A 23,612-nucleotide genomic window follows, 5' to 3' on the forward strand; every position below is an offset into this window, starting at 1 on the left:
GCCGCCCGTCAGATGTGCAGGATGTATTCACGAACCAGCTTGCTGCCGAAATACGCCAGCATCAACAGGCAGAAACCGGCCAGGGTCCAGCGGATGGCCTTGTGACCGCGCCACCCAAGGCGGTTGCGGCCCCAGAGCAGCACGCTGAAGACGATCCAGGCCAGGCAGGCCAGCAAGGTCTTGTGCACCAGGTGCTGGGCGAACAGGTTGTCGACGAACAGCCAGCCGGAGATCAACGATAGCGACAGAAGGGTCCAGCCGGCCCAGAGGAAGCCGAACAGCAGGCTTTCCATGGTTTGCAGCGGCGGGAAGTTCTTGATCAGCCCCGAGGGGTGCTTGTGCTTGAGTTGATGATCCTGGAGCAGCAGCAGCAACGACTGGAACACGGCGATGGTGAACATGCCGTAGGCGAGGATCGACAACAGGATGTGGGCGAGAATGCCGGGCGCTTCGTCGATGATCTGCACGGTGCCGGCGGGGGCGAACTGCGCCAGCAGCGCGGTCAACGCGCCCAGGGGGAACAGCAGGAGCAGCAGGTTCTCCACCGGAATCCGTGAGCAGGCCAGCAGCGTCAGGGCGATGACCGCGGCGGCAATCAGGCTGGCGGCGCTGAAAAAATCCAGGCCCAGGCCAATCGGCGTCAGCAGGTGGGTGACAAGGCTGGCACTGTGGGCCAGCACCGCAAGCACGCCGAGCGTAACCAGCAGGCGCTTGTTGGCCTTGGCGCCGGTGGCCAGGCGAGTACCTTGATAGAAAGTCGCAGCGGCGTATAAGCAGGCGGCGGCGAGGGTAGCAAGCAAACTGGGTGACAAGGGGAGCATAAGTCCTGTTAGGCAAGCCCGAAAGGCGCTGAGTTTGGCATAGAACCCACGCGACACGAAAGTGCGAGGTGTCCGCCAGACGCAGTCTTCGCTATAATCCGCGACCTGCCCACGCCGCAGGCTCGCCGAGCACATGTTTAGTCCGGTCTGGGCCGCCATTATCCCGGTCTACACAGGGCCTGAAAGGATCGCGCAATGTTTGAAAACTTAACCGACCGTCTCTCGCAGACGCTGCGCCACGTCACCGGCAAGGCCAAGCTGACCGAGGACAACATCAAAGACACGCTGCGCGAAGTGCGCATGGCGTTGCTCGAAGCCGACGTCGCCCTGCCGGTGGTCAAGGACTTCGTCAATTCGGTCAAGGAACGCGCTGTCGGCACCGAGGTGTCGCGCAGCCTGACGCCGGGCCAGGCCTTCGTGAAGATCGTCCAGGCCGAACTCGAAAGCCTGATGGGCGCGGCCAATGAAGACCTGAACCTGAGCGCCGTGCCGCCAGCGGTCATCCTGATGGCCGGTTTGCAGGGTGCTGGTAAAACCACCACCGCCGGCAAACTGGCGCGCTTCCTTAAAGAGCGCAAGAAAAAGTCGGTCATGGTCGTGTCCGCGGACGTTTATCGTCCAGCGGCTATCAAGCAGCTGGAAATGCTCGCCGGTGAAGTCGGCGTTACCTTCTTCCCGTCCGACCTGAGCCAGAAGCCGGTCGCGATCGCGCAAGCGGCTATTAAGGAAGCGAAACTCAAATTCATCGACGTGGTCATCGTCGATACCGCCGGTCGCCTGCACATCGATGAAGAGATGATGGGTGAGATCAAGGCGTTGCATGCTGCGATCACCCCGGTCGAAACATTGTTCGTGGTCGACGCCATGACCGGCCAGGATGCCGCCAACACGGCCAAGGCCTTCGGCGACGCGCTGCCACTGACCGGCGTGATCCTGACCAAGGTCGACGGCGACGCCCGTGGCGGTGCCGCCCTGTCGGTACGTGCCATCACCGGCAAGCCGATCAAGTTCATCGGTATGGGCGAGAAGAGCGAAGCGCTCGACCCGTTCCACCCTGAGCGTATCGCCTCGCGCATCCTCGGCATGGGCGACGTGCTAAGCCTCATCGAGCAGGCGGAAGCGACGCTCGACAAGGACAAGGCCGACAAGCTGGCCAAGAAGCTGAAGAAGGGCAAGGGTTTCGACCTCGAAGACTTCCGTGACCAGCTGCAACAGATGAAGAACATGGGCGGCCTCGGCGGCCTCATGGACAAGCTGCCGAACATGGGCGGTGTGAACCTGGCGCAGATGGGCAACGCCCAGAGCGCGGCAGAGAAACAGTTCAAGCAGATGGAAGCCATCATCAACTCCATGACCCCGGCCGAGCGCCGTGACCCTGAGCTGATCAGCGGTTCGCGCAAGCGTCGTATCGCCATGGGCTCCGGCACCCAGGTTCAGGACATCGGTCGCTTGATCAAGCAGCACAAGCAGATGCAGAAGATGATGAAGAAATTCTCCGCCAAAGGCGGAATGGCCAAGATGATGCGCGGCATGGGCGGTATGTTGCCCGGCGGCGGCATGCCAAAAATGTAAAGAATTCGCGCCGGCAGTCATGTCGGCGCTGCCCCACACGGACGTGGGATTCACAGCAAACCCGCACTTGGCGGGAGCTGACTGGCTGTTTTCACCGACGGCTCTATAGCAAATCTGGATGGCGGCCGATAGGCAGCCGGAAAAAGTCATTTGCAAAAGTCCGGATATTCCTTAGAATATGCGGCCTTTCGGGCACCTATGCCCGCTGTGCCTTTAGATTTGCAGCACCGACTACAGGAACGATGTTCACATGCTAACAATCCGTCTTGCCCTTGGCGGCTCCAAAAAGCGCCCGTTTTACCACCTGACCGTAACCGACTCCCGCAACCCGCGTGACGGTTCCCACAAAGAACAGGTTGGTTTCTTCAACCCTGTTGCTCGTGGTCAGGAAGTTCGTCTGTCCGTGAACCAAGAGCGCGTAGCCTACTGGCTGAGCGTTGGTGCACAACCTTCTGAGCGCGTTGCTCAGTTGTTGAAGGAATCTGCTAAGGCTGCGGCCTGAGCAATATGAACGCGACGCCAGCTGCTGCTGATGATTTGATCGTTATCGGCAAGATTTACTCGGTTCACGGCGTTCGCGGCGAAGTGAAGGTGTATTCCTTTACTGATCCGATTAAGAACCTGCTGGATTACAAAACCTGGACGCTCAAGCGTGACGGCAATGTAAAGCAGGTAGAGCTGGTCAGCGGACGCGGGAACGACAAGTTCCTGGTCGCAAAGCTCAAGGGTCTCGATGATCGTGAAGAAGCTCGTCTTCTGGCCGGTTATGAGATCTGCGTGCCGCGCAACCTGTTCCCTGAACTGACCGACGGCGAGTACTACTGGTACCAGCTGGAAGGTCTCAAGGTCATCGACACCCTCGGACAACTGTTCGGGACGATCGATCACCTGCTGGAGACCGGCTCGAATGATGTAATGGTGGTCAAGCCTTGCGCTGGCAGCCTGGATGATCGCGAACGCCTGTTGCCCTATACCGAGCAATGCGTGTTGGCCATCGACCTGGTCGCGGGCGAGATGAAGGTGGATTGGGATGCGGATTTCTAAGCGTGGCTAACTTGCGCGTAGAAGTGATCAGTTTGTTTCCCGAGATGTTCTCCGCCATCAGCGAGTACGGCATCACCAGTCGGGCGGTGAAACAGGGGCTGTTGCAGCTTACCTGTTGGAATCCGCGAGACTACACGACGGATCGACATCACACTGTGGATGATCGCCCTTTTGGCGGTGGTCCGGGCATGGTGATGAAGATCAAGCCCCTGGAAGATGCTCTGGTTGAGGCCAAGGCAGTCGCCGGGGAGGGAGCGAAGGTGATTTACCTGTCCCCCCAAGGCCGTCAACTGACTCAGTCGGCGGTACGCGAGTTGGCGAATCTGGATGCATTGATCCTGATTGCCGGCCGCTATGAAGGCATTGACGAGCGTTTTATTGATGCTCATGTCGATGAAGAGTGGTCGATTGGCGACTATGTACTGTCTGGCGGCGAGCTGCCGGCGATGGTCCTGATCGATGCGGTTACACGACTGCTGCCTGGAGCTTTAGGGCATGCGGACTCCGCCGAGGAAGATTCCTTTACGGATGGTTTGCTGGATTGCCCGCACTACACCCGACCGGAGGTGTATGCGGATCAGCGTGTTCCCGACGTATTGCTAAGTGGCAATCACGCGCACATCCGGCGTTGGCGTTTAAAGCAGTCCCTTGGTCGGACCTTTGAACGACGCGTCGATCTTCTGGAAAGCCGCTCGCTTTCTGGAGAAGAGAAGAAGCTGCTCGAGGAATACATCCGCGAGCGGGACGATAGTTAACAACGTATCGATGGTAGATCCGACGATTTACCTTAGGAGCACAGCATGACTAACAAAATCATCCTTGCACTCGAAGCAGAGCAGATGACCAAAGAGATCCCTACCTTTGCCCCGGGCGACACCATTGTCGTTCAGGTGAAAGTGAAGGAAGGCGACCGTTCGCGTCTGCAAGCGTTCGAAGGCGTTGTAATCGCCAAGCGAAACCGCGGCGTAAACAGTGCATTCACCGTGCGTAAGATCTCCAACGGTGTTGGCGTAGAGCGTACTTTCCAGACCTACTCCCCGCAAATCGACAGCATGGCTGTCAAGCGTCGCGGTGACGTACGTAAAGCCAAGCTGTACTACCTGCGTGACCTGTCGGGTAAAGCAGCTCGCATCAAGGAAAAACTGGCTTAAGTCCAGCTTCCGATGCAGAAAAAAGCAGCCTACGGGCTGCTTTTTTGTTGCCTGCGATTTGTTTGTCCCTGTAGGAGCTGGCTTGCCAGCGAAGACGGCCGCACAGTCGATGAATATGTCGGCAGACACACCGCCTTCGCTGGCAAGCCAGCTCCTACAGAGTGAATCGATCTTTCAGGCGGTGCTTGTCTCGGGCTCAATCAACGCCAGCAACGTCCACCCCGCCGCAGGCTTGACCGCACTGTCCGGCGTCACCACATGCACCCAGCCACTGTCATCACGGGCAAACAGCAGCGTCGCACGATCGCCATGCAACGCCTGATAGTCTTCCCAGCCAAAGCCCTCGGTCAGGTGCGTGCTGTACAACTCAGCCCCCTGATGCAGCTGGTTGGCCAGCTTGATGTAGGTTAATTCCTCGTTGCCCAGCAAACGTCCTCGATGCTCATGGCTGGCGCGATGCTTGTCGGTGCGTCGACTCTCCTGGCCACTGGCGAGCCCGAACAAGCGTTGATGCCCAAAGTCATGCCGAAAGCGCATCGACGCCAGTGTGTTCAGTTCGCCGGACGGCGACAGCGTCAGCAAATGCCCCAGCCCGACCAGGTCCAGGTGCGCGTCAGCATGCTGCGAAGCCGGATTGCCGAAGTACGTCGGCAAACCCTCCATGCGCGCCGCCCGAATGTTTTCCCAGCTCGAGTCGGTCAGGAGCACGCGACTGCCCAATTGCTGCAAGGCCTTGCCCAGGCTTCGCGCCGGACCGTTGGCACCGACGATCAGGAAGCCGCTGGGCGCCGGTTCAGCCACCTTGAGCAAGCGCGCCAGTGGCCTCGCCGTGGCACTTTGCAGCACCACGGTGCCAATGATCACGGCGAAGGTCAGTGGCACCAGCAGCAAGGCGCCCTGGTGGCCGGCCTCATGCAGGCGAATCGCGAAAATCGCCGACACGGCCACCGCGACGATCCCGCGAGGGGCTATCCATGACAGCAGCGCCCGTTCGCGCCAGCTCAAATTCGAGCCGGCGGTAGAGAGCATCACGTTCAAGGGGCGGGCGATGAACTGGATGATCAGCAGCAGAATCAGCACCAGCGGCCCAAGGCCGATCATGGCGTTCAGGTCGAGGCGCGCCGCCAACAGGATGAACAAGCCCGAAATGAGCAGTACGCTGAGGTTTTCCTTGAAGTGCAGGATGTGCCGTACATCCACGCCCTTCATATTGGCCAGCCACATGCCCATCAAGGTCACGGCCAGCAGACCGGACTCGTGCATCACAGCGTTGGCGCTGATGAAAATCCCCAGCACCGAGGCCAGCGCGGCCAGGTTGTGCAGGTACTCTGGCAGCCACTGGCGCCGGATAATCATGCCGAGCACCCAGCCACCGGCCAGGCCGAACACGCTGCCACACACAATCACACCGCCGAAGGTCAGCAGGCTATGGCTAAGGCCTTCGCCCGCCGCGCTGGCGATGATGAAGCTGTAGACCACCACGGCGAGCAGGGCGCCAATCGGGTCGATGACAATGCCTTCCCAGCGCAGGATGTTGGCAATCGAGGCCTTGGGCCGTACCACGCGCAGCATCGGGACGATCACCGTGGGGCCGGTGACCAGCGTCAGGCTGCCGAAGAGAATGGCGAGCAGCCAGTCAAAATCCAGCAGGTAATGGGTCGCGACGGCGATGACCACCCAGGTCGCGAGCGCGCCGATAGTGACGAGTCGATGCACCACGCTGCCGATCTCGCGCCATTCCGACAGATGCAGCGTCAGGCTGCCTTCAAACAGAATCAGCGCCACCGCCAGCGACACCAGCGGCATCAGCAGCGGTCCGAACATCACTTGCGGGTCGAGCCATCCCAGGATCGGCCCGACCAGAATCCCGGTCAGCAACAGGAAAAGGATCGCCGGCAATTTCAGGCGCCATGCCAGCCACTGGCAACCCAACGCCGCCGCTCCAATGCCGCCAATCGCCAACAGAATTTGCTGTTCGTTCATCGAAGCTCCTGTTCCTTGAAGTAGCTTGCTATGAAAGACTAGCGGCCATTTTTCCGTTCACCCTTTTTTCGCACGCCGTCCCGGGACGGCGTGTCTAGAGCGACCATGCCTGCTATCGATCATCCACTGATAGACCAATTCCTCGACGCGCTGTGGCTGGAAAAAGGCCTTTCCGACAACACCCGCGATGCTTATCGCAGCGACCTGGCCCTGTTCAATGGCTGGCTGCAGGAGAAGGGCCTGGAATTGGTCAATGCCGGTCGCGAATTGATCCTCGATCACCTGTCCTGGCGGCTGGAACAGAACTACAAACCCCGCTCCACGGCGCGATTTCTTTCGGGTGTGCGGGGTTTTTATCGCTATCTGTTGCGGGAAAAGCTGATCGCCGTCGATCCGACCTTGCGCGTGGACATGCCGCAGTTGGGCAGGCCCTTGCCTAAATCCCTGTCGGAAGCTGACGTCGAAGCCTTGCTCAAGGCACCGGATTTAAGCGAGGCCATCGGCCAGCGCGACCGCGCCATGCTCGAAGTGCTCTATGCCTGTGGTCTGCGGGTGACAGAGCTGATCAGTCTGACGCTGGAGCAGGTCAACCTGCGCCAGGGGGTGTTGCGGGTAATGGGCAAGGGCAGCAAGGAGCGGCTGGTGCCGATGGGCGAGGAGGCGATCGTCTGGGTCGAACGCTATCTGCGCGATGGTCGCGGCGAGTTGCTCGGCGGGCGGCCCAGCGATGTGTTGTTCCCCAGCCAGCGCGGCGAGCAGATGACTCGCCAGACGTTCTGGCACCGGATCAAGCACCAGGCCAAGGTCGCGGGGATCGGCAAGTCGCTGTCGCCGCATACCTTGCGCCATGCCTTTGCCACGCACCTGCTCAACCATGGCGCTGATTTGCGGGTGGTGCAGATGCTGCTCGGCCACAGCGACCTGTCGACCACCCAGATCTACACCCACGTCGCCCGGGCGCGTTTGCAGGACCTGCACGCCAAACACCACCCCCGCGGCTGAATGAAATCCCTGTGGGAGCGAGCCTGCTCGCGATAGGGCCAGCACATCCAACATGGATGGCGCCTGAAAAACCGCAATCGCGAGCAGGCTCGCTCCCACAGAAAAGCGCTCTGCAATGCCTTGCATCACCGGGAGTCGGCCACACGGGCCTTATGTGGTAGGCTTTGCCGGTTTGCACGATGGGCGTTTATGACCCGGTGTTTCGGCACGGGCGTTCTGAGCGTCCCATTTGTCCGCCTTCAGGAGTTCTCATGCGTCTGACCCAGATTTTCGCCGCCGCCGCCATTGCGTTGGTCAGCACCTTTGCCGTCGCCGATGACGCGGCGGATAAAGCCATTCGTAAAAGCCTGGAAAACCTCCAGCTCGAAGTACCGGTAGAAAGCATCTCCGCCAGCCCGCTGCCGGGCCTGTATGAAGTCAAGCTCAAGGGCAGCCGCGTGCTGTACGCCAGTGCCGACGGCCAGTACGTGGTCCAGGGCTACCTGTTCGATCTCAAGGACGGCAAACCGGTCAACCTGACCGAGAAGACCGAACGCCTGGGCGTTTCCAAACTGGTCAACGCCATCCCAGTCGCGGAAACCGTGGTGTACCCGGCCATTGGTGAAACCAAGTCGCACATCACCGTGTTCACCGACACCACCTGCCCGTACTGCCATAAACTGCACGCCGAAGTGCCTGAGCTGAACAAGCGCGGCATCGAAGTGCGCTATGTTGCGTTTCCACGCCAGGGCCTGGGCTCGCCGGGTGACGAGCAGCTGCAGGCGGTCTGGTGCTCCAAGGACAAGAAAGCGGCCATGGACAAGATGGTCGACGGCAAGGAAATCAAGGCCGCCAAGTGCGATAACCCGGTGTCCAAGCAGTTCGCCCTCGGCCAGTCGATTGGCGTGAATGGCACGCCGGCCATCGTTTTGGCCGACGGCCAGGTCATTCCGGGCTACCAGCCGGCGCCACAAGTCGCCAAACTGGCGCTGAGCGCAAAGTAATACGAGTCAGCCTTTGACGCGTGTGGTCCGACGGCAGCTCAGTCGGGCCATCAATAGTGAGCCGCGAGCATGCGGCTGTTTTCACGGCCGGCCTCGAGTCGGCCGTTTTATGGGGAGTTCACAGTGAAACCGGTCAAAGTAGGCATCTGTGGGTTAGGGACCGTCGGTGGCGGTACCTTCAACGTACTTCAGCGCAACGCCGAGGAAATTGCTCGTCGTGCCGGGCGTGGAATCGAAGTGGCACAAATTGCCATGCGCACGCCAAAGCCTCAGTTCCAAACGACCGGTATTGCGATTACCACCGATGTCTTCGAAGTGGCCACGAACCCTGAGATCGACATCGTCATAGAGCTGATGGGCGGCTACACCGTTGCCCGCGAGCTGGTACTCAAGGCCATCGAGAATGGCAAGCATGTGGTCACCGCGAACAAGGCGCTTATCGCCGTTCACGGTAATGAAATTTTCGCCAAGGCACGCGAGAAGGGCGTGATCGTCGCGTTCGAAGCGGCCGTGGCCGGCGGCATCCCGGTGATCAAGGCGATCCGTGAGGGCCTGTCCGCCAACCGCATCAACTGGGTGGCCGGCATCATCAACGGCACCGGCAACTTCATTCTCACCGAGATGCGCGAGAAAGGCCGGACCTTCGAAGACGTGTTGGCCGAAGCGCAAGCCCTGGGCTACGCCGAAGCCGACCCGACCTTCGACGTCGAAGGCATCGATGCGGCGCACAAGCTGACGATCCTGGCGTCGATTGCCTTCGGCATCCCGCTGCAGTTCGACAAGGCCTACACCGAAGGCATCACCAAGCTGACCACCGCTGACGTGAACTACGCCGAAGCCTTGGGCTACCGCATCAAGCACCTGGGCGTGGCGCGCAGCACCGCGGCCGGTATCGAGTTGCGCGTGCACCCGACGCTGATCCCGGCCGATCGCCTGATCGCCAACGTCAACGGCGTGATGAACGCGGTGATGGTCAACGGCGACGCCGCCGGTTCGACCTTGTTCTACGGTGCGGGTGCCGGCATGGAGCCGACCGCTTCGTCGGTCATCGCCGACCTGGTCGACGTGGTTCGCGCCATGACCTCGGACCCGGAAAACCGCGTACCGCACCTGGCCTTCCAGCCGGATTCGCTGTCGGCGCACCCGATCCTGCCGATCGAAGCCTGCGAAAGCGCGTACTACCTGCGGATCCAGGCCAAGGATCATCCGGGCGTCCTGGCCCAGGTGGGCAGCATCCTGTCCGAGCGCGGCATCAACATCGAGTCGATCATGCAGAAGGAAGCCGAGGAGCACGATGGCCTGGTGCCGATGATCCTGCTGACCCACCGTGTGGTGGAGCAGCGTATCAACGACGCCATCGCCGCTTTGGAAGCCTTGGCGGGTGTGGTCGGTCCGGTTGTACGAATCCGCGTCGAGCACCTGAACTAAGTCGTTATCGATTACCGGGCGCCGTGAGCGGCGCCCGGCATTGCGAACACTGTCCCAATGGAGTCAGTCATGCGTTACATCAGTACCCGCGGCCAGGCACCGGCCCTGAATTTCGAAGACGTCCTGCTGGCAGGTCTTGCCACCGACGGCGGTCTGTACGTCCCGGAAAACCTGCCACGTTTCACCCAGGAAGAAATCGCTTCCTGGGCCGGCCTGCCGTATCACGAGCTGGCTTTTCGCGTTATGCGTCCGTTCGTCACCGGCAGCATTCCGGATGCCGATTTTAAAAAGATCCTTGAAGAAACCTACGGTGTGTTTGCCCACAGCGCCGTCGCGCCATTGCGTCAGCTGAACGGCAACGAATGGGTGCTGGAGCTGTTCCACGGCCCGACCCTGGCGTTCAAGGACTTCGCCCTGCAACTGCTCGGTCGCCTGCTCGACTACGTGCTGGAAAAGCGCGGCGAGCGCGTGGTGATCGTCGGCGCCACGTCCGGCGATACCGGCTCGGCGGCCATCGAAGGCTGCAAGCACTGCGAAAACGTCGACATCTTCATCCTGCACCCGCACAACCGTGTGTCCGAAGTGCAGCGTCGCCAGATGACGACCATTTTCGGCGAGAACATCCACAACATCGCCATCGAAGGCAACTTCGATGATTGCCAGGAAATGGTCAAGGCGAGCTTCGCCGACCAGGGCTTCCTCAAGGGCACACGCCTGGTGGCGGTAAACTCGATCAACTGGGCGCGGATCATGGCCCAGATCGTCTACTACTTCCACGCGGCCCTGCAGCTGGGCGGTCCGGCGCGTTCGGTGGCGTTCTCGGTGCCCACCGGTAACTTCGGCGACATCTTCGCCGGTTACCTGGCACGCAACATGGGCCTGCCGATCAACCAGTTGATCGTCGCCACCAACCGCAACGACATCCTGCACCGCTTCATGAGCGGCAACCAGTACGTCAAGGAAACCCTGCACGCGACCCTGTCGCCGTCGATGGACATCATGGTGTCCTCGAACTTCGAACGCCTGCTGTTCGACCTGCACGGCCGCAACGGCGCGGCGATTGCCGGGCTGATGGACAGCTTCAAGCAGGGCGGCGGTTTCAGCGTCGAGCAAGAGCGCTGGACCGAAGCACGCAAACTGTTCGACTCGCTGGCCGTGGACGATGCGCAAACCTGCGAAACCATCGCCGAAGTCTTTGAACAGACCGGCGAAGTGCTGGACCCGCACACCGCGATCGGCGTCAAGGCCGCACGGGAATGCCGTCGCAGCCTGGATATCCCGATGGTGATCCTGGGCACGGCCCATCCGGTCAAATTCCCCGACGCCGTGGAAAAAGCGGGTGTAGGAAAAGCCCTCGAGCTCCCTGCACATCTGTCTGATTTGTTTGAAAGAGACGAGCGCTGCACCGTCTTGCCGAATGACCTCAAGGCCGTTCAAGCCTTTGTCAGCCAGCATGGCAACCGTGGTAAGCCTTTGTAACAGGCTAACCCTGTCACTCAACAAAGCCCGTCTCCTGACGGGCTTTGTTGTTTTTGCAGGCCGCATTTGCCAATAGCGATCCCAATGGCTATCTACCGGTCGACGAACCGGACGGACGTGATGCGGTTGTTTTTTCCCTGTCATCTTCGCCGTGCATGCTCTATCGACCAGAGACGCAGGTTCATCCCCAGAACTTTCTACTCGGGCCAGCGGTCATTTACTGTACACACGCCCCCAGGCACTTTGTTTTCGGACTATTGAGTGGTGATCGGATGGAAAGTATCAGTCTCTTGCTCGGTGAGGCCCTGAGCCCGTACCAGGTGACGTTGACCCCGTCAGGCATGCATGGCGAATGCCGGGTGACCTTGAAGAATGAAATCGGCGCCATCGTGGTCGATCGCGCGTTCAACCAGGCGCAATTGACCGACAAGCGCCAGCTGACGGATGTCGTAGACGGCTTGCACCGCGACGTGCTGATTGCTGAAGGACGCCTGGAACCCTGCGTGATCGCGGCGTTGCGCAATGCGGCACAGGACAAATTGCTGGCCAGCCGAAATTGAATTGACGATTGTGGGAACCTTCCTGCATCCGGATCAGTCAGACCCATTAACAGCAGGAGCAAGCATTGTGCTCCGGTGCTTGTCGCTTGCTGTTACGGGTCTTTGAAAAAGACCACGTTTAACCCCGAGATGTCTCCCCACTTCTCGGGGTTTCTTTTTGCCCGGCCATTGTCAGTAGCCGTCCTGGTGCTCGAAAAATTCTTTGGCCGCTTGCAGGTAGTCGCTGCGGCTTTGCGGGTCGAGCCACCCGGCGTACGCCTCGCTCAGGTGATCCCGGGGCAGGGCACGCAGCAGTTGGTTGATCTCGATGATCGCCTGGCGGCCCTGGGGCGTATTGGTGCAGCCGATGTAGCCGGACAGGTATTTGCCGGTGCCGCGAATCGGGTAGAACTGCAGTTCATCTTCGGCGATCCCCTGTTGCCGGGTCTGATAGCGAATTTCCGGGCGATAGCCCAACAGCAATTGCAGGCGTCCCAGGCGTTGCATTTGCAGCAGGCTGCCCAAGGCGTCGTTGCCATAATGGAGCGTCAGGGCCTTGCCCGGCGCCTGTTTGAGCAGGGTGTCGAGAAATTCGCCATAGTTGCGTTCGGCAACGATGCCCAGGGTCACGTTGCCGGTGGCCAGCAGGGCGGCCAGGTCCACCTCTCCATCCTTGAGGAACGGCGTCAGTACTTCCCGATCTTTGCTGCGCACGGCCAGGCCATTGCTCATGGCGCGAAAGACCGGCAGGGAAAATGCGATCCAGCTTTCGCGCTCCTTGCTCCAGTTCAGCGCCGCGTCGCAGGTGAGGGAGGGTTCGTGGAGCTTTTGCAGGCCACGGGCACGATTGACCTTCAACACACTGTGCCGGTACTGCGGCATGCCGGCGATCAGTTGCCGGAGCAATTGATCGATGACCCCCTGGCCCTTTTCCGGACCGTCGAAAATGAACAGCGGCGGTAGATCGCGTTTCAGCCAGACCAGGTTTTCCTTGGGCTGCGCCGACACCGGCGAGGCCAGCGCAATGATCAGGGCCAGGCTCGCCAACGCGCCCAGGCGTCGCCGCCCGTCCCGCAACAGGCCGGGCGTGATGAATCGCGCAATCAGACGCTTGGGCTCAGATGGCCCCGTCTTTGCGCAGCTGTGTGATCTGCGACGCGTCATAGCCAAGTTCCTGGAGTACCTGGGCGTTGTGCTCACCCAGTTGCGGCCCGACCCATGCACAATCACCGGGAGTCTCTGAGAGTTTCGGCACGATCCCCGGCATCTTGAAGTCCTTGCCATCGGGCAGTTTGGCCTGCAGGAACATTTCCCGGGCCAGGTACTGAGGATCGCTGAACATGTCCTCGGCGCTGAAGATCCGGCTGGCCGGTACGTCGGCCTGGTTCAAGCGCTCGATGACGGTGTCCAGGGGCAGCGAATTGACCCAGCGATCGATGACCCCGTAGATTTCGTCGCGACGGCTGTCCCGGCCGTCATTGCTGGCCAGCAGCGGATCGTTGGCCAGGTCCTCCCGGCCGATGATCAGCATGAAACGCTTGAAGATCGCATCGCCATTGGCGCCGATCTGCACATGCTTGCCATCGGCACTGGTGTGGATCGAGGAGGGCGTGATGCCCGGCATGATGTTGCCGGTACGTTCGCGGATGAAGCCGAACACGTCGAACTCCGGCACCATGCTTTCCATCATGGCGAAGATCGCCTCGTACAGCGCCACGTCCACCACTTGGCCCTCACCGCCATTGACCTCGCGGTGACGCAGGGCCATCAGGGCACCGATCACGCCCCACAGCGCGGCAATCGAATCACCGATGGAAATCCCGGTGCGCACCGGTGGCCGGTCCTCAAACCCGGTGATGTAGCGCAGGCCGCCCATGGATTCGCCGACCGCGCCAAACCCGGGCTGATCCTTCATCGGGCCGGTCTGGCCGAAGCCCGAGAGCCGCACCATGACCAGCTTGGGATTCAAGGCATGCAGGACGTCCCAGCCCAGGCCAAGCTTTTCCAGCACGCCGGGGCGGAAGTTCTCGATCAGGATGTCTGCTTCACCGAGCAGTTTTTTCAGGATCGCCAGGCCGTCCGGATGCTTGAGGTTCAGCGTCAGCGACTTTTTATTGCGTGCCTGGACGAACCACCACAGCGAGGTGCCCTCGTACAACTTGCGCCATTTGCGCAAAGGATCGCCACCGTCCGGCGATTCGACCTTGACCACATCGGCACCGAATTCAGCGCAAATGCGCGAGGCGAACGGGCCGGCGATCAAGGTACCCAATTCGATGACTTTCAGACCTGAGAGCGGTTTGGCAGAGGACGGCATGCGGGTTCCTGTAGGACAAAGGTTGAGCGAGTACAGAGTTTTAACATAGCCGACTGTCAGGCGCCCAAGGGAGATCGCCTTCTATTCGTTGATTGGTGGCTGCATCGGTTAGACTTGCCGCCTTTCCACGTATCAAGAAGCCCGTTCATGGCCCAGCCGTCCACGACCTACAAGTTTGAACTGAACCTCACCGACCTCGATCGCAGCGTCTACGAGTCCGTCAAGCAGACCATCGCCCGCCACCCTTCGGAAACCGAAGAGCGCATGACCGTGCGCCTGTTGGCCTACGCCCTCTGGTACAACGAGCAGCTGTCGTTCGGCCGTGGCCTGTCGGACGTGGATGAACCAGCGTTGTGGGAAAAGAGCCTGGATGACCGTGTCCTGCACTGGATCGAAGTCGGTCAACCGGACGCCGATCGCCTGACCTGGTGCTCGCGCCGCACCGAACGCACCAGCCTGCTGGCCTACGGCAGCCTGCGCGTGTGGGAAGGCAAGGTGATCCCGGCGATCAAGAACCTGAAAAACGTCAACATCGCGGCGGTCCCTCAGGAAGTCCTGGAAACCCTGGCCAAAGACATGCCCCGGGTGATCAAGTGGGACGTGATGATCAGCGAAGGGACGATTTTCGTCACCGACGACCGCGGCCAGCATGAAGTCCAGTTGCAGTGGCTGTTGGGCGAACGCGGCTGATCAGTCGCTGCCTCACCGGTTTAATCCTACGTATTGAAGAGAAGCCCCTGTCACCCCATGCGCATCGAACCTCGCCTGCTGCCCGACACCCTGCCATTTCTCGGTGATATTCCACCGCTGTTGACCCGGCTGTACGCAGCGCGGGGCGTGCAATCCGAAGCCGAACTGGACAAAAGCCTGGCGCGGCTGATTCCGTTCCAGCAGCTCAAGGGCATCGAGGCGGCGGTGGATTTGCTGGTGACTGCGCTCGAGCAGCGCCAGCGGATCCTGATCGTGGGCGACTTTGATGCCGACGGCGCCACAGCCAGTACCGTGGGCACTCTGGGCTTGCGCCTGCTGGGTGCGGCGCATGTCGACTATCTGGTGCCCAACCGATTCGACTACGGTTACGGCCTGACCCCGGAAATCGTCGCGGTGGCCCTGGAGCGTCAGCCTCAGTTGCTGATTACCGTGGACAACGGCATTTCCAGTGTCGAGGGTGTGGCCGCGGCGAAAAAGGCCGGGCTCAACGTGTTGGTCACCGACCACCACTTGCCGGGCGACGAACTGCCGCTGGCCGATGCCATCGTCAATCCGAACCAGCCCGGTTGCACGTTCCCGAGCAAGGCGCTGGCCGGCGTCGGGGTGATTTTTTATGTGCTGATGGCCTTGCGCGCGCGTTTGCGCGAACTCGGCTGGTACGCCAGCAAGCCACAGCCGAACATCGGCGAACTGCTCGATCTGGTGGCGCTGGGCAGCGTGGCCGACGTGGTGCCGCTGGATGCCAATAACCGCATCCTGGTGCATCAGGGCCTGGAACGGATACGCGCCGGACGTGCCCGGCCGGGGATCAAGGCGATTCTCGAAGTGGCCAAGCGCGATCATGCGCGCATCACCTCCACCGACCTGGGGTTCATTGTCGGGCCGCGCCTCAACGCCGCCGGGCGACTGGATGACATGAGCCTGGGCATCGAATGCCTGCTGACCGAAGACGCGGCGCTCGCGCGGGAGATGGCGGCGCAACTGGACGGGATGAACCAGGACCGCAAATCCATCGAGCAGGGCATGCAGCGTGAAGCGCTGGCCCAGCTCAAGGATTTGCCGGTGGAATCGATGCCGTTTGGTTTGTGCCTGTTCGATCCCGAATGGCACCAGGGCGTCATCGGCATCCTGGCCTCGCGCATGAAAGAGCGTTATTTCCGTCCGACCATCGCCTTTGCCGATGCTGGCGACGGCTTGCTCAAGGGCTCGGGACGTTCGGTCCAGGGCTTTCATATTCGCGACGCCTTGAGCGTGGTGGCGGCGCAGCATCCGAACCTGATCACCAAATACGGTGGCCACGCCATGGCCGCTGGCCTGACGCTGCCGGAGGCGAATTTTCCGCTGTTCGCCGAAGCTTTCGACGCGGAAGTGCGTCGGCAATTGCGCGAAGAAGACCTGACCGGGCGTTTGTTGTCGGACGGTACCCTGGCTGTCGAGGAGTTTCACCTGGAACTGGCGCGTGCTTTGCGCCATGCCGGCCCTTGGGGGCAGCACTTCCCGGAGCCGCTGTTTCATGGGGTGTTCCAGTTGGTCGAGCAGCGCGTCGTCGGCGAACGGCACCTTAAAGTGGTGCTAAGAAGTGAATGCGGCTCGGTCAAACTCGATGGCATTGCCTTTGGCATCGACCGTGACATCTGGCCGAATCCGACCATCAAGTGGGTCGAATTGGCTTACAAACTCGACGTGAACGAGTTTCGCGGTAACGAGACGGTTCAACTGATGATTGCCCACATCGAACCCCGTTGACCCCATCGTCGGAACGCCGCCCGGAGCCGGCTCGCTCCCACAGGATTGCGCAATCCCCTGTGGGAGCGAGCCTGCTCGCGATGGCGATCTCCTTGGTACCGAATTCGTCAGAACCCTCCACCATCTCCCGATGTCGACTAGGCTCTAAAGCACTGCTTGATTATCCTTGTGACGTCTTGTCAATTTTTTGCCCGCGGGGGCGGGTGCTGCATCCCTTTCATGTCACTCGTCGACTATTCAAACAGAACCCTGGAGCCTGCCCACTGATTTGAGAGGTGCCCCATGAGTCTGCTGCTTGAACCCTACACCCTTCGTCAATTGACCCTGCTCAACCGCATTGCGGTATCGCCCATGTGCCAGTATTCGAGCGTCGATGGCCTGGCCAATGACTGGCACCTGGTCCACCTCGGTAGTCGCGCTGTCGGCGGTGCGGGACTGGTTTTTACCGAAGCCACGGCGGTCACGGCCGACGGGCGTATCACCGACCAGGACCTTGGCCTGTGGAACGATGAACAGATCGAACCCCTGCAGCGCATCACCCGATTCATTGCCGCTCAAGGCGCCGTTGCCGGCATCCAGCTGGCCCACGCCGGGCGCAAGGCCAGTACCTATCGCCCCTGGCTCGGCAAGCATGGCAGCGTAAAAATTGAAGAGGGCGGCTGGCAGCCGGTCGGCCCGTCACCGATCGCGTTCGACCCTCAGCACACACAACCCAGGCAGCTCGACGACGGTGACATCGCCAAGATCATCCAGGCCTTTGTCGACGCCGCGCAGCGCGCGCTCACGGCCGGTTTCAAGGTGGTCGAAGTGCATGCGGCCCATGGTTATCTGCTGCACCAGTTTCTTTCGCCCCTGAGCAATCAGCGGCGTGATCAGTACGGCGGTTCCTTCGAAAACCGCATTCGCCTGGTGTTGCAAGTCACCGAAGCGGTGCGCAAGGTCTGGCCGGAAGAGTTACCGCTGTTCGTGCGGGTGTCCGCCACCGACTGGGTGGAGGATGGCTGGAACCCGGATGAAACCGTCGAACTGGCGCGACGCCTGAAAGACCTGGGCGTGGACCTGATCGATGTTTCGTCGGGCGGCACGGCCGTCAACGCGGAAATCCCCACAGGCCCGGGTTATCAGACCCGCTTCGCCGAGCGTGTGCGCAAGGAGTCAGGCATCGCCACCGGCACTGTAGGCATGATCACCGAGCCGGCACAGGCCGAGCATATCCTGCGCACCTGCCAGGCCGACATCATCTTCCTCGCTCGTGAGCTGTTGCGTGATCCTTATTGGGCGCTGCATGCCGACGATGACCTGGGCGGGCGCAAGGCCATATGGCCAGCGCAGTATCACCGCGCAACCCACCGTGACCAGCCCATTCATGAGTCGGATTTGCGTGATTGAGTGAGGCTGCAAAGCAAAAAGCCCCGGTCGATTTGACCGGGGCTTTGTTTTTTCCGTCAGGTGTACTTGCGCTTGTCCGGCGCTGGCGGGAAGTACTGGTACAGCCAGGTTTCACTCAGCGTGCGGTCATTGGTGCGGATGAACAGGCGCAGCTCCACCGGTTCGACACTGTCGTTGGTCGGGTACCAGTCAAAAATGATGCGGTAGCCCTTGATGTCATCGAGCACCAGCACGTTGAAGTCCTTCACCTGGCCGTTCGAGCAGGTGACCACCGGTTCGATACCGGTGCCCTGCGGCAGGCGATCCAGGCCGCCGCCGTTGAAGTCCACGGCGAAGCGACGGGCCCAGACGTCCGGGTAATGCTCGCCCGGTGCCCAGCCTTCGGTGAAACCGCCCATGCCCGAACGGGTCGCGTTGACCCGTGCCAGCGGCGTGCCAACGGGCGGCAGGGCACTCCAGTAGAGTTTGTAGCCGTAGTTCAGCGAGTCGCCGGCCGCGACCGGTTTTTTCGGGGTCCAGAAGGCAACGATGTTGTCGAGGGTCTCGCCGGTGGTAGGAATTTCCAGCAGATCGATAGAGCCTTCGCCCCACGGGGTCGTCGGTTCCACCCACAGGCTGGGGCGTCGGCTGTACCAGTCGACGGTGTCCTGGTAGTTGGCGAACTCGTGATCGGTCTGCACCAGGCCGAAACCTTTCGGGTCCTTGTCGGTGAAGGCGTTGAACTGCAGGGTGGCCGGGTTGTTCAGCGGGCGGCAGATCCATTCGCCGTTGCCACGCCACATCGCCAGGCGATCGGAGTCGTGGATCTGCGGGTGAATGGTGTCGCACATGCGGCGCTCGTGGGTGCCGCAGCTGAACATGCTGGTCATCGGCGCGATGCCCAGTTGTTCGATGGCGGTACGCGCGTTGACATGGGCGTCGACCTCCATGACCACGCGCTCGGCCTGGCAATCGATGTCAAAACGATAGGCGCCGGTGGCACTCGGCGAATCGAGCAAGGCGTAGACCACGAAACGGGTGCTGTCCTTGTCGGGCGTCTCGAACCAGAACTTGGTGAAGTCGGGGAATTCCTCGCGCTTCTTCGCGTAGGTGTCGATCGCCAGGCCGCGGGCCGACAAGCCGTACTGGCCGGTGGCGTCTACCGCGCGGAAGTAGCTGGCGCCGAGGAAAGACACCACATCGTGCTTGTCCAGTTCCGGCGCCTTGAACAGCTTGAACCCGGAAAAGCCCAGGTCGCCCTTGAGCTGCTGGGTGTCGACGGACGTATTTTCATAGTTGAACAACGAAGGGCGGAAATGTACTTCGCGGGCCATGTGGCTCTTGGGGTCGACGCTGTACATGCGCACCGGCTGGCGAAAACCCATGCCCACATGGAAAAACTGCACATCCAGCTGACCATTCAAGTCATTCCACAACGAATGCTTGCCGTCATAGCGGATCGCGTTGAAGTTCTGCGGGGTCATGGTCGCCAGGGTGGGCGGCAGCACCTGCTTGGTATCCTGATAGCTCTTGCTGGCCAGTTGCTTGGCCTGGGTCTTCAGTGCGTCGAAGTCGAACGCCTGAGCCTCGCCATCCGCCGTGCCATTGCTTGCCCAGGCTCGGGCAGCGAGCAGTCCGGTGGCCGACAAACCGGTGTAGGCCGCGATGGCCATGGAGGCCTTGAGCAAATTCCTGCGATGCATAAATTCAACCTGTCGTGAACGATCCCGCGCCGGCCCTGGCACTGCTGGATCAAAAATATCGGTTCGGACATGCCTTCGGCCAAACGCAACTGCCTTTTAAACAGATAACGAATAGCTTAAACCGTTCGGTTGCGCAGAAAAAATGATTGATGGCGTGACGATGGCGCGGCAATGAAACAAGAGATGTCGGTTAACGTTTCCGACAGTAAGTTCTGATTTAAAGGGCATTTCTGCTTTTTTCGACTAATTACTCTAAAAAGTACTTTTCAGCGCCCGGATAGTTTCTATTCTATGGGCATGACCGGTTTCTGCCCTTCGGACCGGTGGCTTCAGTGGACACAGGGTGACTGCTGAAAAGGGGTAGGGCGATGCGGTTTCTGAAGTTTTCTTTGACGTAGAGAAGGACATCGTCCATGTCGAAAGTACAAGGCATCACCGAAATCCTGGGAATCTTTGCGTGCCTATCTACTGGCCGGCGAAGACGTCGGCTCAATAGCGAGGAGATGAAGCTGGTGGAGCGCTATCGGGAATTGTCGGAGAGTGACCGTATTGCGATGCGTTATCTGGTGGATGCGATGCGCAGTGTTTCGCGGTTTTGAAGAAATGGAACATTCAGTCGCGGCAATCCTGTCGCGGCTGGACGTTCTCCCCTTACCAATCCTGAGAACGTTCCGAACGCTGATGCAGCACCCTCAACACCTGTATCTGGCCATTGGCAAATCGATACGGGGCAATGAAGGGATAGCGGCCAAGTACCAACTCTCGTACATCAGGCATGACAGAAGGCCTGCCTGAGCCGGGAAACTGTTCCAACTGCCGGAAACATTGCAGCATGTTGGAAATAATCTCGATGGCAGTACCCGCGCCTATGACCTTTCGGTAATGTTCATGGATGGCATCCAGGTCGCTTTCAGCGTTCTCAGTCAGTACTACGCTCGGCACGTTTTTCCCACTTAGCCTTCACGGCGTCCAGATCGGTCAGTTTTCCAGCATCGGCATCGGCTATGCCGTCGCTTATGGCTTGCAGATGCCATGACTCGGCTTCCACGTATCGAACCAATGCACGCTTGAGGTGGTACTGACGGTCGCGGTCGGTGGCAGCCGCCAGCTGATCCAGTTGTTGGGCCAGGAGTTCTTCGACACGAAACGACAAAACGGGCGAGGCCATGGTGGCTCTCCTAAAGATGTATACGTTGTAAACGACGTAAACACCCTAGGCCCTGCTGCGACTATCGTCAACCACTACCACGTGCGTGGTTGGGAAACTCTAGCTGGGGATGCATCTGCGGGACGCCAGGAACTGTTTCGAAATGCTTGCCTGCTTAAGGCATGTGATGACCCCGGTGCCTATTGGCACCGGGGCAACTTCCATTAGCGACTAACCTTCCACGCATCCCCCGCAGGCGCCGTGCCGTGGTCATACGGCTTGGCGATCCACATGTAGAGCAACCCCAGCCCAATGACGATGGCGGTGCTCAGCACCATGGCGTAGTTGATGTACCACGCTGCATCTGGTGTCCGTGGCCAGGCCATGTTGATGATTGCGCCGACGCCGTAGACCAGTGCGCCGATGTTCACTGCCCAGCCCCAGGCGCCGAGGGTGAATTTGCCGCTGGGTTTCCAGCCTTTGAGGCGTGCGTACAGTGCCGCCAGCACGATCATCTGGAAGGCCAGGTAGATACCGATGGCGGCGAAGCTGACGATGGTGGCGACCGCATCCTGCAGGAAGAAGCCGAGGATGATGATCAACGCCGGCAGGACGCCGGACACGAACAGTGCCGCAACCGGAACCTGGGTTGTCGGAGAAATCCTCTTCAGCAGTCGGCTGCCGATGACCATTTCATCCCGGGCGTAGGAGTACAGCAGGCGACTCGCCGCCGCTTGCAGGCTGATGACGCAGGAGATGAAGGAAATCATCACCACGCCCATCACCATCTTCGAGCCCACCGGGCCGAAAGCGTTGTTGAGGATGGTGCCGACCGGGTCCTTGTCAGTGCCGTCGATCACCGCTTGCATGTCCGGCACGGCGAGGATCAGCGCCAGGCAGGCGAACATCGCCGCAACGCCGCCGATGTAGATGGTCATGCGCATGGCCACCGGAATTTTCTTGCTCGGGTTCGGGGTTTCTTCGGCCACGTCGCCGCAGGCCTCGAAGCCGTAGTACAGGAACATCCCCGCCAGCGAAGCGGTGAGGAAGGCCGGCAGGTACGAGCCGTTGACGCTGATGTCGAAGGTGTTGAACAGCACGCTGATCGACTGGTGACGCTCGAAGATCAGCAGGTACACGCCGACGATCACCGCCCCCACCAGTTCGCAGAGGAAGCCGAACATGGCGATGCGCGCCAGCACCTTGGTGCCGCTGAGGTTGACCAGGGTGGCGAACAGCGTCAGCACCAGGGCGATGACGATGTTGGTGTTGTTGCTCGGTTCAAAACCCAGCATGGCGGCCAGGTATGGGCCGGCGCCGACGGCTACGGCGGCGATGGTGACGCACAGGGCGATGGAGTAGATCCAGCCGACCATCCACGCCCAGCGTTTGCCCACCAGGCGACGCGCCCAGGGGTACACGCCACCGGAAATCGGGAACTGCGAAACCACTTCACCGAAGATCAGGCACACCAGCAATTGGCCGCAACCGACCAGCAGGTAGGCCCAGAACATCGGCGGCCCGCCAGCGGCGAGGCACAGGCCGAAGAGGGTATAAACCCCTACGACCGGCGAGAGATAAGTGAAGCCCAGGGCGAAGTTTTCCCACAGGCTCATGCTGCGATTGAAGTTGGAGGTGTAACCCAGTTTTCGCAGTTGCTCGGCGTCGCTGTCGACGACGGCGGCAGAGAGATCGGGTGATGCAGTCATGTGTGTTTCTCCGGAAAATCGGCAGATTTCGGATGTCCGATGCCGTGGCGGAGCCTGGAGGCGCCGCCCGGATCGGTGGTTATTGTTTTGTTGGTCTGACCTTGAAACCTGGTGGTACGTGTTGTCGGTTTCGACCTTGAAACCGAGTCGACTCGTTCGCTGGCAAGCCAGCTCCTACAGGGTTGCGTAACCTTTGTAGGAGCTGGCTTGCCAGCGAAGCTTTTAATGCTTGAACATCACATGCCGCACAACGGTGTAATCTTCCAACCCATACATCGACATGTCCTTGCCATACCCCGACAGCTTCTGCCCGCCATGGGGCATTTCGCTGACCAGCATGAAGTGCGTATTCACCCAGGTGCAGCCGTACTGCAAGCGCGCCGACAGGCGATGGGCGCGGCCGACATCGGCGGTCCACACCGAGGACGCCAGGCCGTAGTCCGAATCGTTGGCCCAGCCCAGCACTTGCGCTTCATCGCTGAATTTAGTCACCGACACCACCGGCCCGAACACCTCGCGACGGACGATCTCGTCGTCTTGCTGGGCGTCGGCCAGCACGGTGGGTTCGAAGAAGAAACCATTGCCCGGGGCAGCCTTGCCGCCCGTGATCAAGCGAATGTGCGGCTGTGCCACGGCGCGTTCGACGAACCCGGCGACGCGGTCGCGGTGTTGCGCGGTGATCAGCGGGCCGAGCTCGGTCGATGGATCGTCCTGCAAGCCGTACTTGATGCTGCTGACCGCGGCGCCGAGCTTCTCGACGAATTTCTCGTAGATGCCTGCCTGGGCATAGATGCGGCAGGCGGCGGTGCAGTCCTGGCCGGCGTTGTAGAAACCGAAGGTGCGGATGCCGTCGACGGCGGCGTCGATGTCGGCGTCGTCGAAGATGATCACCGGGGCCTTGCCGCCCAG

General features: G+C 60.5%; 23 protein-coding genes. 14 read left to right on the forward strand and 9 right to left on the reverse strand.

Going from position 1 to position 23,612, the window contains the following annotated elements:
* Positions 1–8: 8 nt before the first annotated feature.
* Positions 9–821, reverse strand: a complete 813-nt coding sequence (locus HFK74_RS25485; RefSeq protein WP_032831493.1) for an inner membrane protein YpjD — start codon at positions 819–821, stop codon at positions 9–11.
* 195 nt (positions 822–1,016) lie between these two features.
* On the opposite strand from HFK74_RS25485, the gene ffh reads away from it, so the two are divergent.
* The 5 genes from ffh to rplS all read left to right on the forward strand — a co-directional run bounded on the left by ffh (position 1,017) and on the right by rplS (position 4,588).
* Positions 1,017–2,393 carry a signal recognition particle protein gene (ffh, locus tag HFK74_RS25490; protein ID WP_180205885.1) on the forward strand — a complete coding sequence of 459 codons (1,377 nt, stop codon included), beginning with the start codon at positions 1,017–1,019 and terminating at the stop codon, positions 2,391–2,393.
* A 250-nt stretch (positions 2,394–2,643) separates the two neighbouring features.
* Entirely contained in the window at positions 2,644–2,895 is a 252-nt protein-coding gene (rpsP, locus tag HFK74_RS25495; RefSeq protein WP_003198088.1) for a 30S ribosomal protein S16, read from the forward strand.
* A gap of 5 nt (positions 2,896–2,900) precedes the next feature.
* Complete coding sequence (gene rimM, locus HFK74_RS25500) at positions 2,901–3,437, forward strand: ribosome maturation factor RimM (RefSeq protein ID WP_180205886.1); 537 nt, start codon at positions 2,901–2,903, stop codon at positions 3,435–3,437.
* Positions 3,438–3,439: 2 nt separating this feature from the next.
* The gene (gene trmD / locus HFK74_RS25505) at positions 3,440–4,192 is read left to right on the forward strand and encodes a tRNA (guanosine(37)-N1)-methyltransferase TrmD (protein ID WP_008057805.1); all 753 of its coding nucleotides are present in this window, start codon (positions 3,440–3,442) and stop codon (positions 4,190–4,192) included.
* A gap of 45 nt (positions 4,193–4,237) precedes the next feature.
* Positions 4,238–4,588 (forward strand): 50S ribosomal protein L19, encoded by a 351-nt coding sequence (gene rplS, locus HFK74_RS25510; protein WP_003175895.1) that lies wholly within the window; start codon positions 4,238–4,240, stop codon positions 4,586–4,588.
* A gap of 174 nt (positions 4,589–4,762) precedes the next feature.
* Here the strand turns inward: rplS and HFK74_RS25515 are convergent, their stop codons facing one another.
* Complete coding sequence (locus tag HFK74_RS25515) at positions 4,763–6,571, reverse strand: sodium:proton antiporter (RefSeq protein ID WP_180205887.1); 1,809 nt, start codon at positions 6,569–6,571, stop codon at positions 4,763–4,765.
* A gap of 105 nt (positions 6,572–6,676) precedes the next feature.
* On the opposite strand from HFK74_RS25515, the gene xerD reads away from it, so the two are divergent.
* From xerD to HFK74_RS25540, 5 genes are all read left to right on the forward strand, one after another.
* Complete coding sequence (gene xerD / locus HFK74_RS25520) at positions 6,677–7,573, forward strand: site-specific tyrosine recombinase XerD (RefSeq protein ID WP_180205888.1); 897 nt, start codon at positions 6,677–6,679, stop codon at positions 7,571–7,573.
* A gap of 251 nt (positions 7,574–7,824) precedes the next feature.
* Positions 7,825–8,556: a bifunctional protein-disulfide isomerase/oxidoreductase DsbC gene (gene dsbC / locus HFK74_RS25525; protein ID WP_180205889.1), complete on the forward strand. Its 732-nt coding sequence runs from the start codon at positions 7,825–7,827 to the stop codon at positions 8,554–8,556.
* Positions 8,557–8,679: 123 nt separating this feature from the next.
* Positions 8,680–9,984: a homoserine dehydrogenase gene (locus HFK74_RS25530; RefSeq protein WP_180205890.1), complete on the forward strand. Its 1,305-nt coding sequence runs from the start codon at positions 8,680–8,682 to the stop codon at positions 9,982–9,984.
* A 69-nt stretch (positions 9,985–10,053) separates the two neighbouring features.
* On the forward strand, positions 10,054–11,463 hold the full coding sequence (gene thrC, locus HFK74_RS25535) for a threonine synthase (protein ID WP_008057816.1): 1,410 nt from the start codon (positions 10,054–10,056) through the stop codon (positions 11,461–11,463).
* 272 nt (positions 11,464–11,735) lie between these two features.
* On the forward strand, positions 11,736–12,023 hold the full coding sequence (locus HFK74_RS25540; protein WP_008057818.1) for a DUF3509 domain-containing protein: 288 nt from the start codon (positions 11,736–11,738) through the stop codon (positions 12,021–12,023).
* Positions 12,024–12,194: 171 nt separating this feature from the next.
* Here HFK74_RS25540 and HFK74_RS25545 read toward each other — a convergent pair whose 3' ends face one another.
* Entirely contained in the window at positions 12,195–13,166 is a 972-nt protein-coding gene (locus HFK74_RS25545) for a TIGR02285 family protein (RefSeq protein ID WP_180205891.1), read from the reverse strand.
* Complete coding sequence (locus HFK74_RS25550; protein ID WP_180205892.1) at positions 13,120–14,319, reverse strand: CaiB/BaiF CoA-transferase family protein; 1,200 nt, start codon at positions 14,317–14,319, stop codon at positions 13,120–13,122. The genes HFK74_RS25545 and HFK74_RS25550 overlap by 47 nt, the downstream gene beginning before the upstream one ends.
* Positions 14,320–14,466: 147 nt before the next feature.
* Between HFK74_RS25550 and HFK74_RS25555 the strand changes: the two genes are divergently transcribed.
* The 3 genes from HFK74_RS25555 to HFK74_RS25565 all read left to right on the forward strand — a co-directional run bounded on the left by HFK74_RS25555 (position 14,467) and on the right by HFK74_RS25565 (position 18,165).
* Positions 14,467–15,009, forward strand: a complete 543-nt coding sequence (locus tag HFK74_RS25555; protein WP_008057823.1) for a YaeQ family protein — start codon at positions 14,467–14,469, stop codon at positions 15,007–15,009.
* Between the two features lie 57 nt (positions 15,010–15,066).
* On the forward strand, positions 15,067–16,776 hold the full coding sequence (recJ, locus tag HFK74_RS25560) for a single-stranded-DNA-specific exonuclease RecJ (protein WP_008057825.1): 1,710 nt from the start codon (positions 15,067–15,069) through the stop codon (positions 16,774–16,776).
* A gap of 282 nt (positions 16,777–17,058) precedes the next feature.
* Entirely contained in the window at positions 17,059–18,165 is a 1,107-nt protein-coding gene (locus tag HFK74_RS25565) for an NADH:flavin oxidoreductase/NADH oxidase (protein WP_180205893.1), read from the forward strand.
* A 56-nt stretch (positions 18,166–18,221) separates the two neighbouring features.
* Here the strand turns inward: HFK74_RS25565 and HFK74_RS25570 are convergent, their stop codons facing one another.
* Complete coding sequence (locus HFK74_RS25570) at positions 18,222–19,847, reverse strand: glucan biosynthesis protein D (protein WP_180205894.1); 1,626 nt, start codon at positions 19,845–19,847, stop codon at positions 18,222–18,224.
* A 413-nt stretch (positions 19,848–20,260) separates the two neighbouring features.
* On the opposite strand from HFK74_RS25570, the gene HFK74_RS25575 reads away from it, so the two are divergent.
* Positions 20,261–20,446, forward strand: a complete 186-nt coding sequence (locus HFK74_RS25575) for a hypothetical protein (RefSeq protein ID WP_008057830.1) — start codon at positions 20,261–20,263, stop codon at positions 20,444–20,446.
* A gap of 52 nt (positions 20,447–20,498) precedes the next feature.
* Here the strand turns inward: HFK74_RS25575 and HFK74_RS25580 are convergent, their stop codons facing one another.
* The 4 genes from HFK74_RS25580 to HFK74_RS25595 form a co-directional block, all read right to left on the reverse strand.
* The gene (locus HFK74_RS25580) at positions 20,499–20,789 is read right to left on the reverse strand and encodes a type II toxin-antitoxin system RelE/ParE family toxin (RefSeq protein WP_180205895.1); all 291 of its coding nucleotides are present in this window, start codon (positions 20,787–20,789) and stop codon (positions 20,499–20,501) included.
* On the reverse strand, positions 20,767–21,015 hold the full coding sequence (locus tag HFK74_RS25585) for a CopG family ribbon-helix-helix protein (protein ID WP_008057832.1): 249 nt from the start codon (positions 21,013–21,015) through the stop codon (positions 20,767–20,769). Before HFK74_RS25585 ends, HFK74_RS25580 begins: the two co-directional genes overlap by 23 nt.
* Before the next feature lie 203 nt (positions 21,016–21,218).
* Positions 21,219–22,703, reverse strand: coding sequence for an APC family permease (locus HFK74_RS25590; RefSeq protein ID WP_180205896.1), 1,485 nt, complete (start codon positions 22,701–22,703; stop codon positions 21,219–21,221).
* Positions 22,704–22,925: 222 nt separating this feature from the next.
* A partial coding sequence (locus HFK74_RS25595) for an aldehyde dehydrogenase family protein (RefSeq protein ID WP_180205897.1) occupies positions 22,926–23,612 on the reverse strand: 687 nt, incomplete at its 5' end.

Source organism: Pseudomonas sp. SbOxS1 (assembly GCF_013416725.1).
GTDB lineage: Bacteria > Pseudomonadota > Gammaproteobacteria > Pseudomonadales > Pseudomonadaceae > Aquipseudomonas.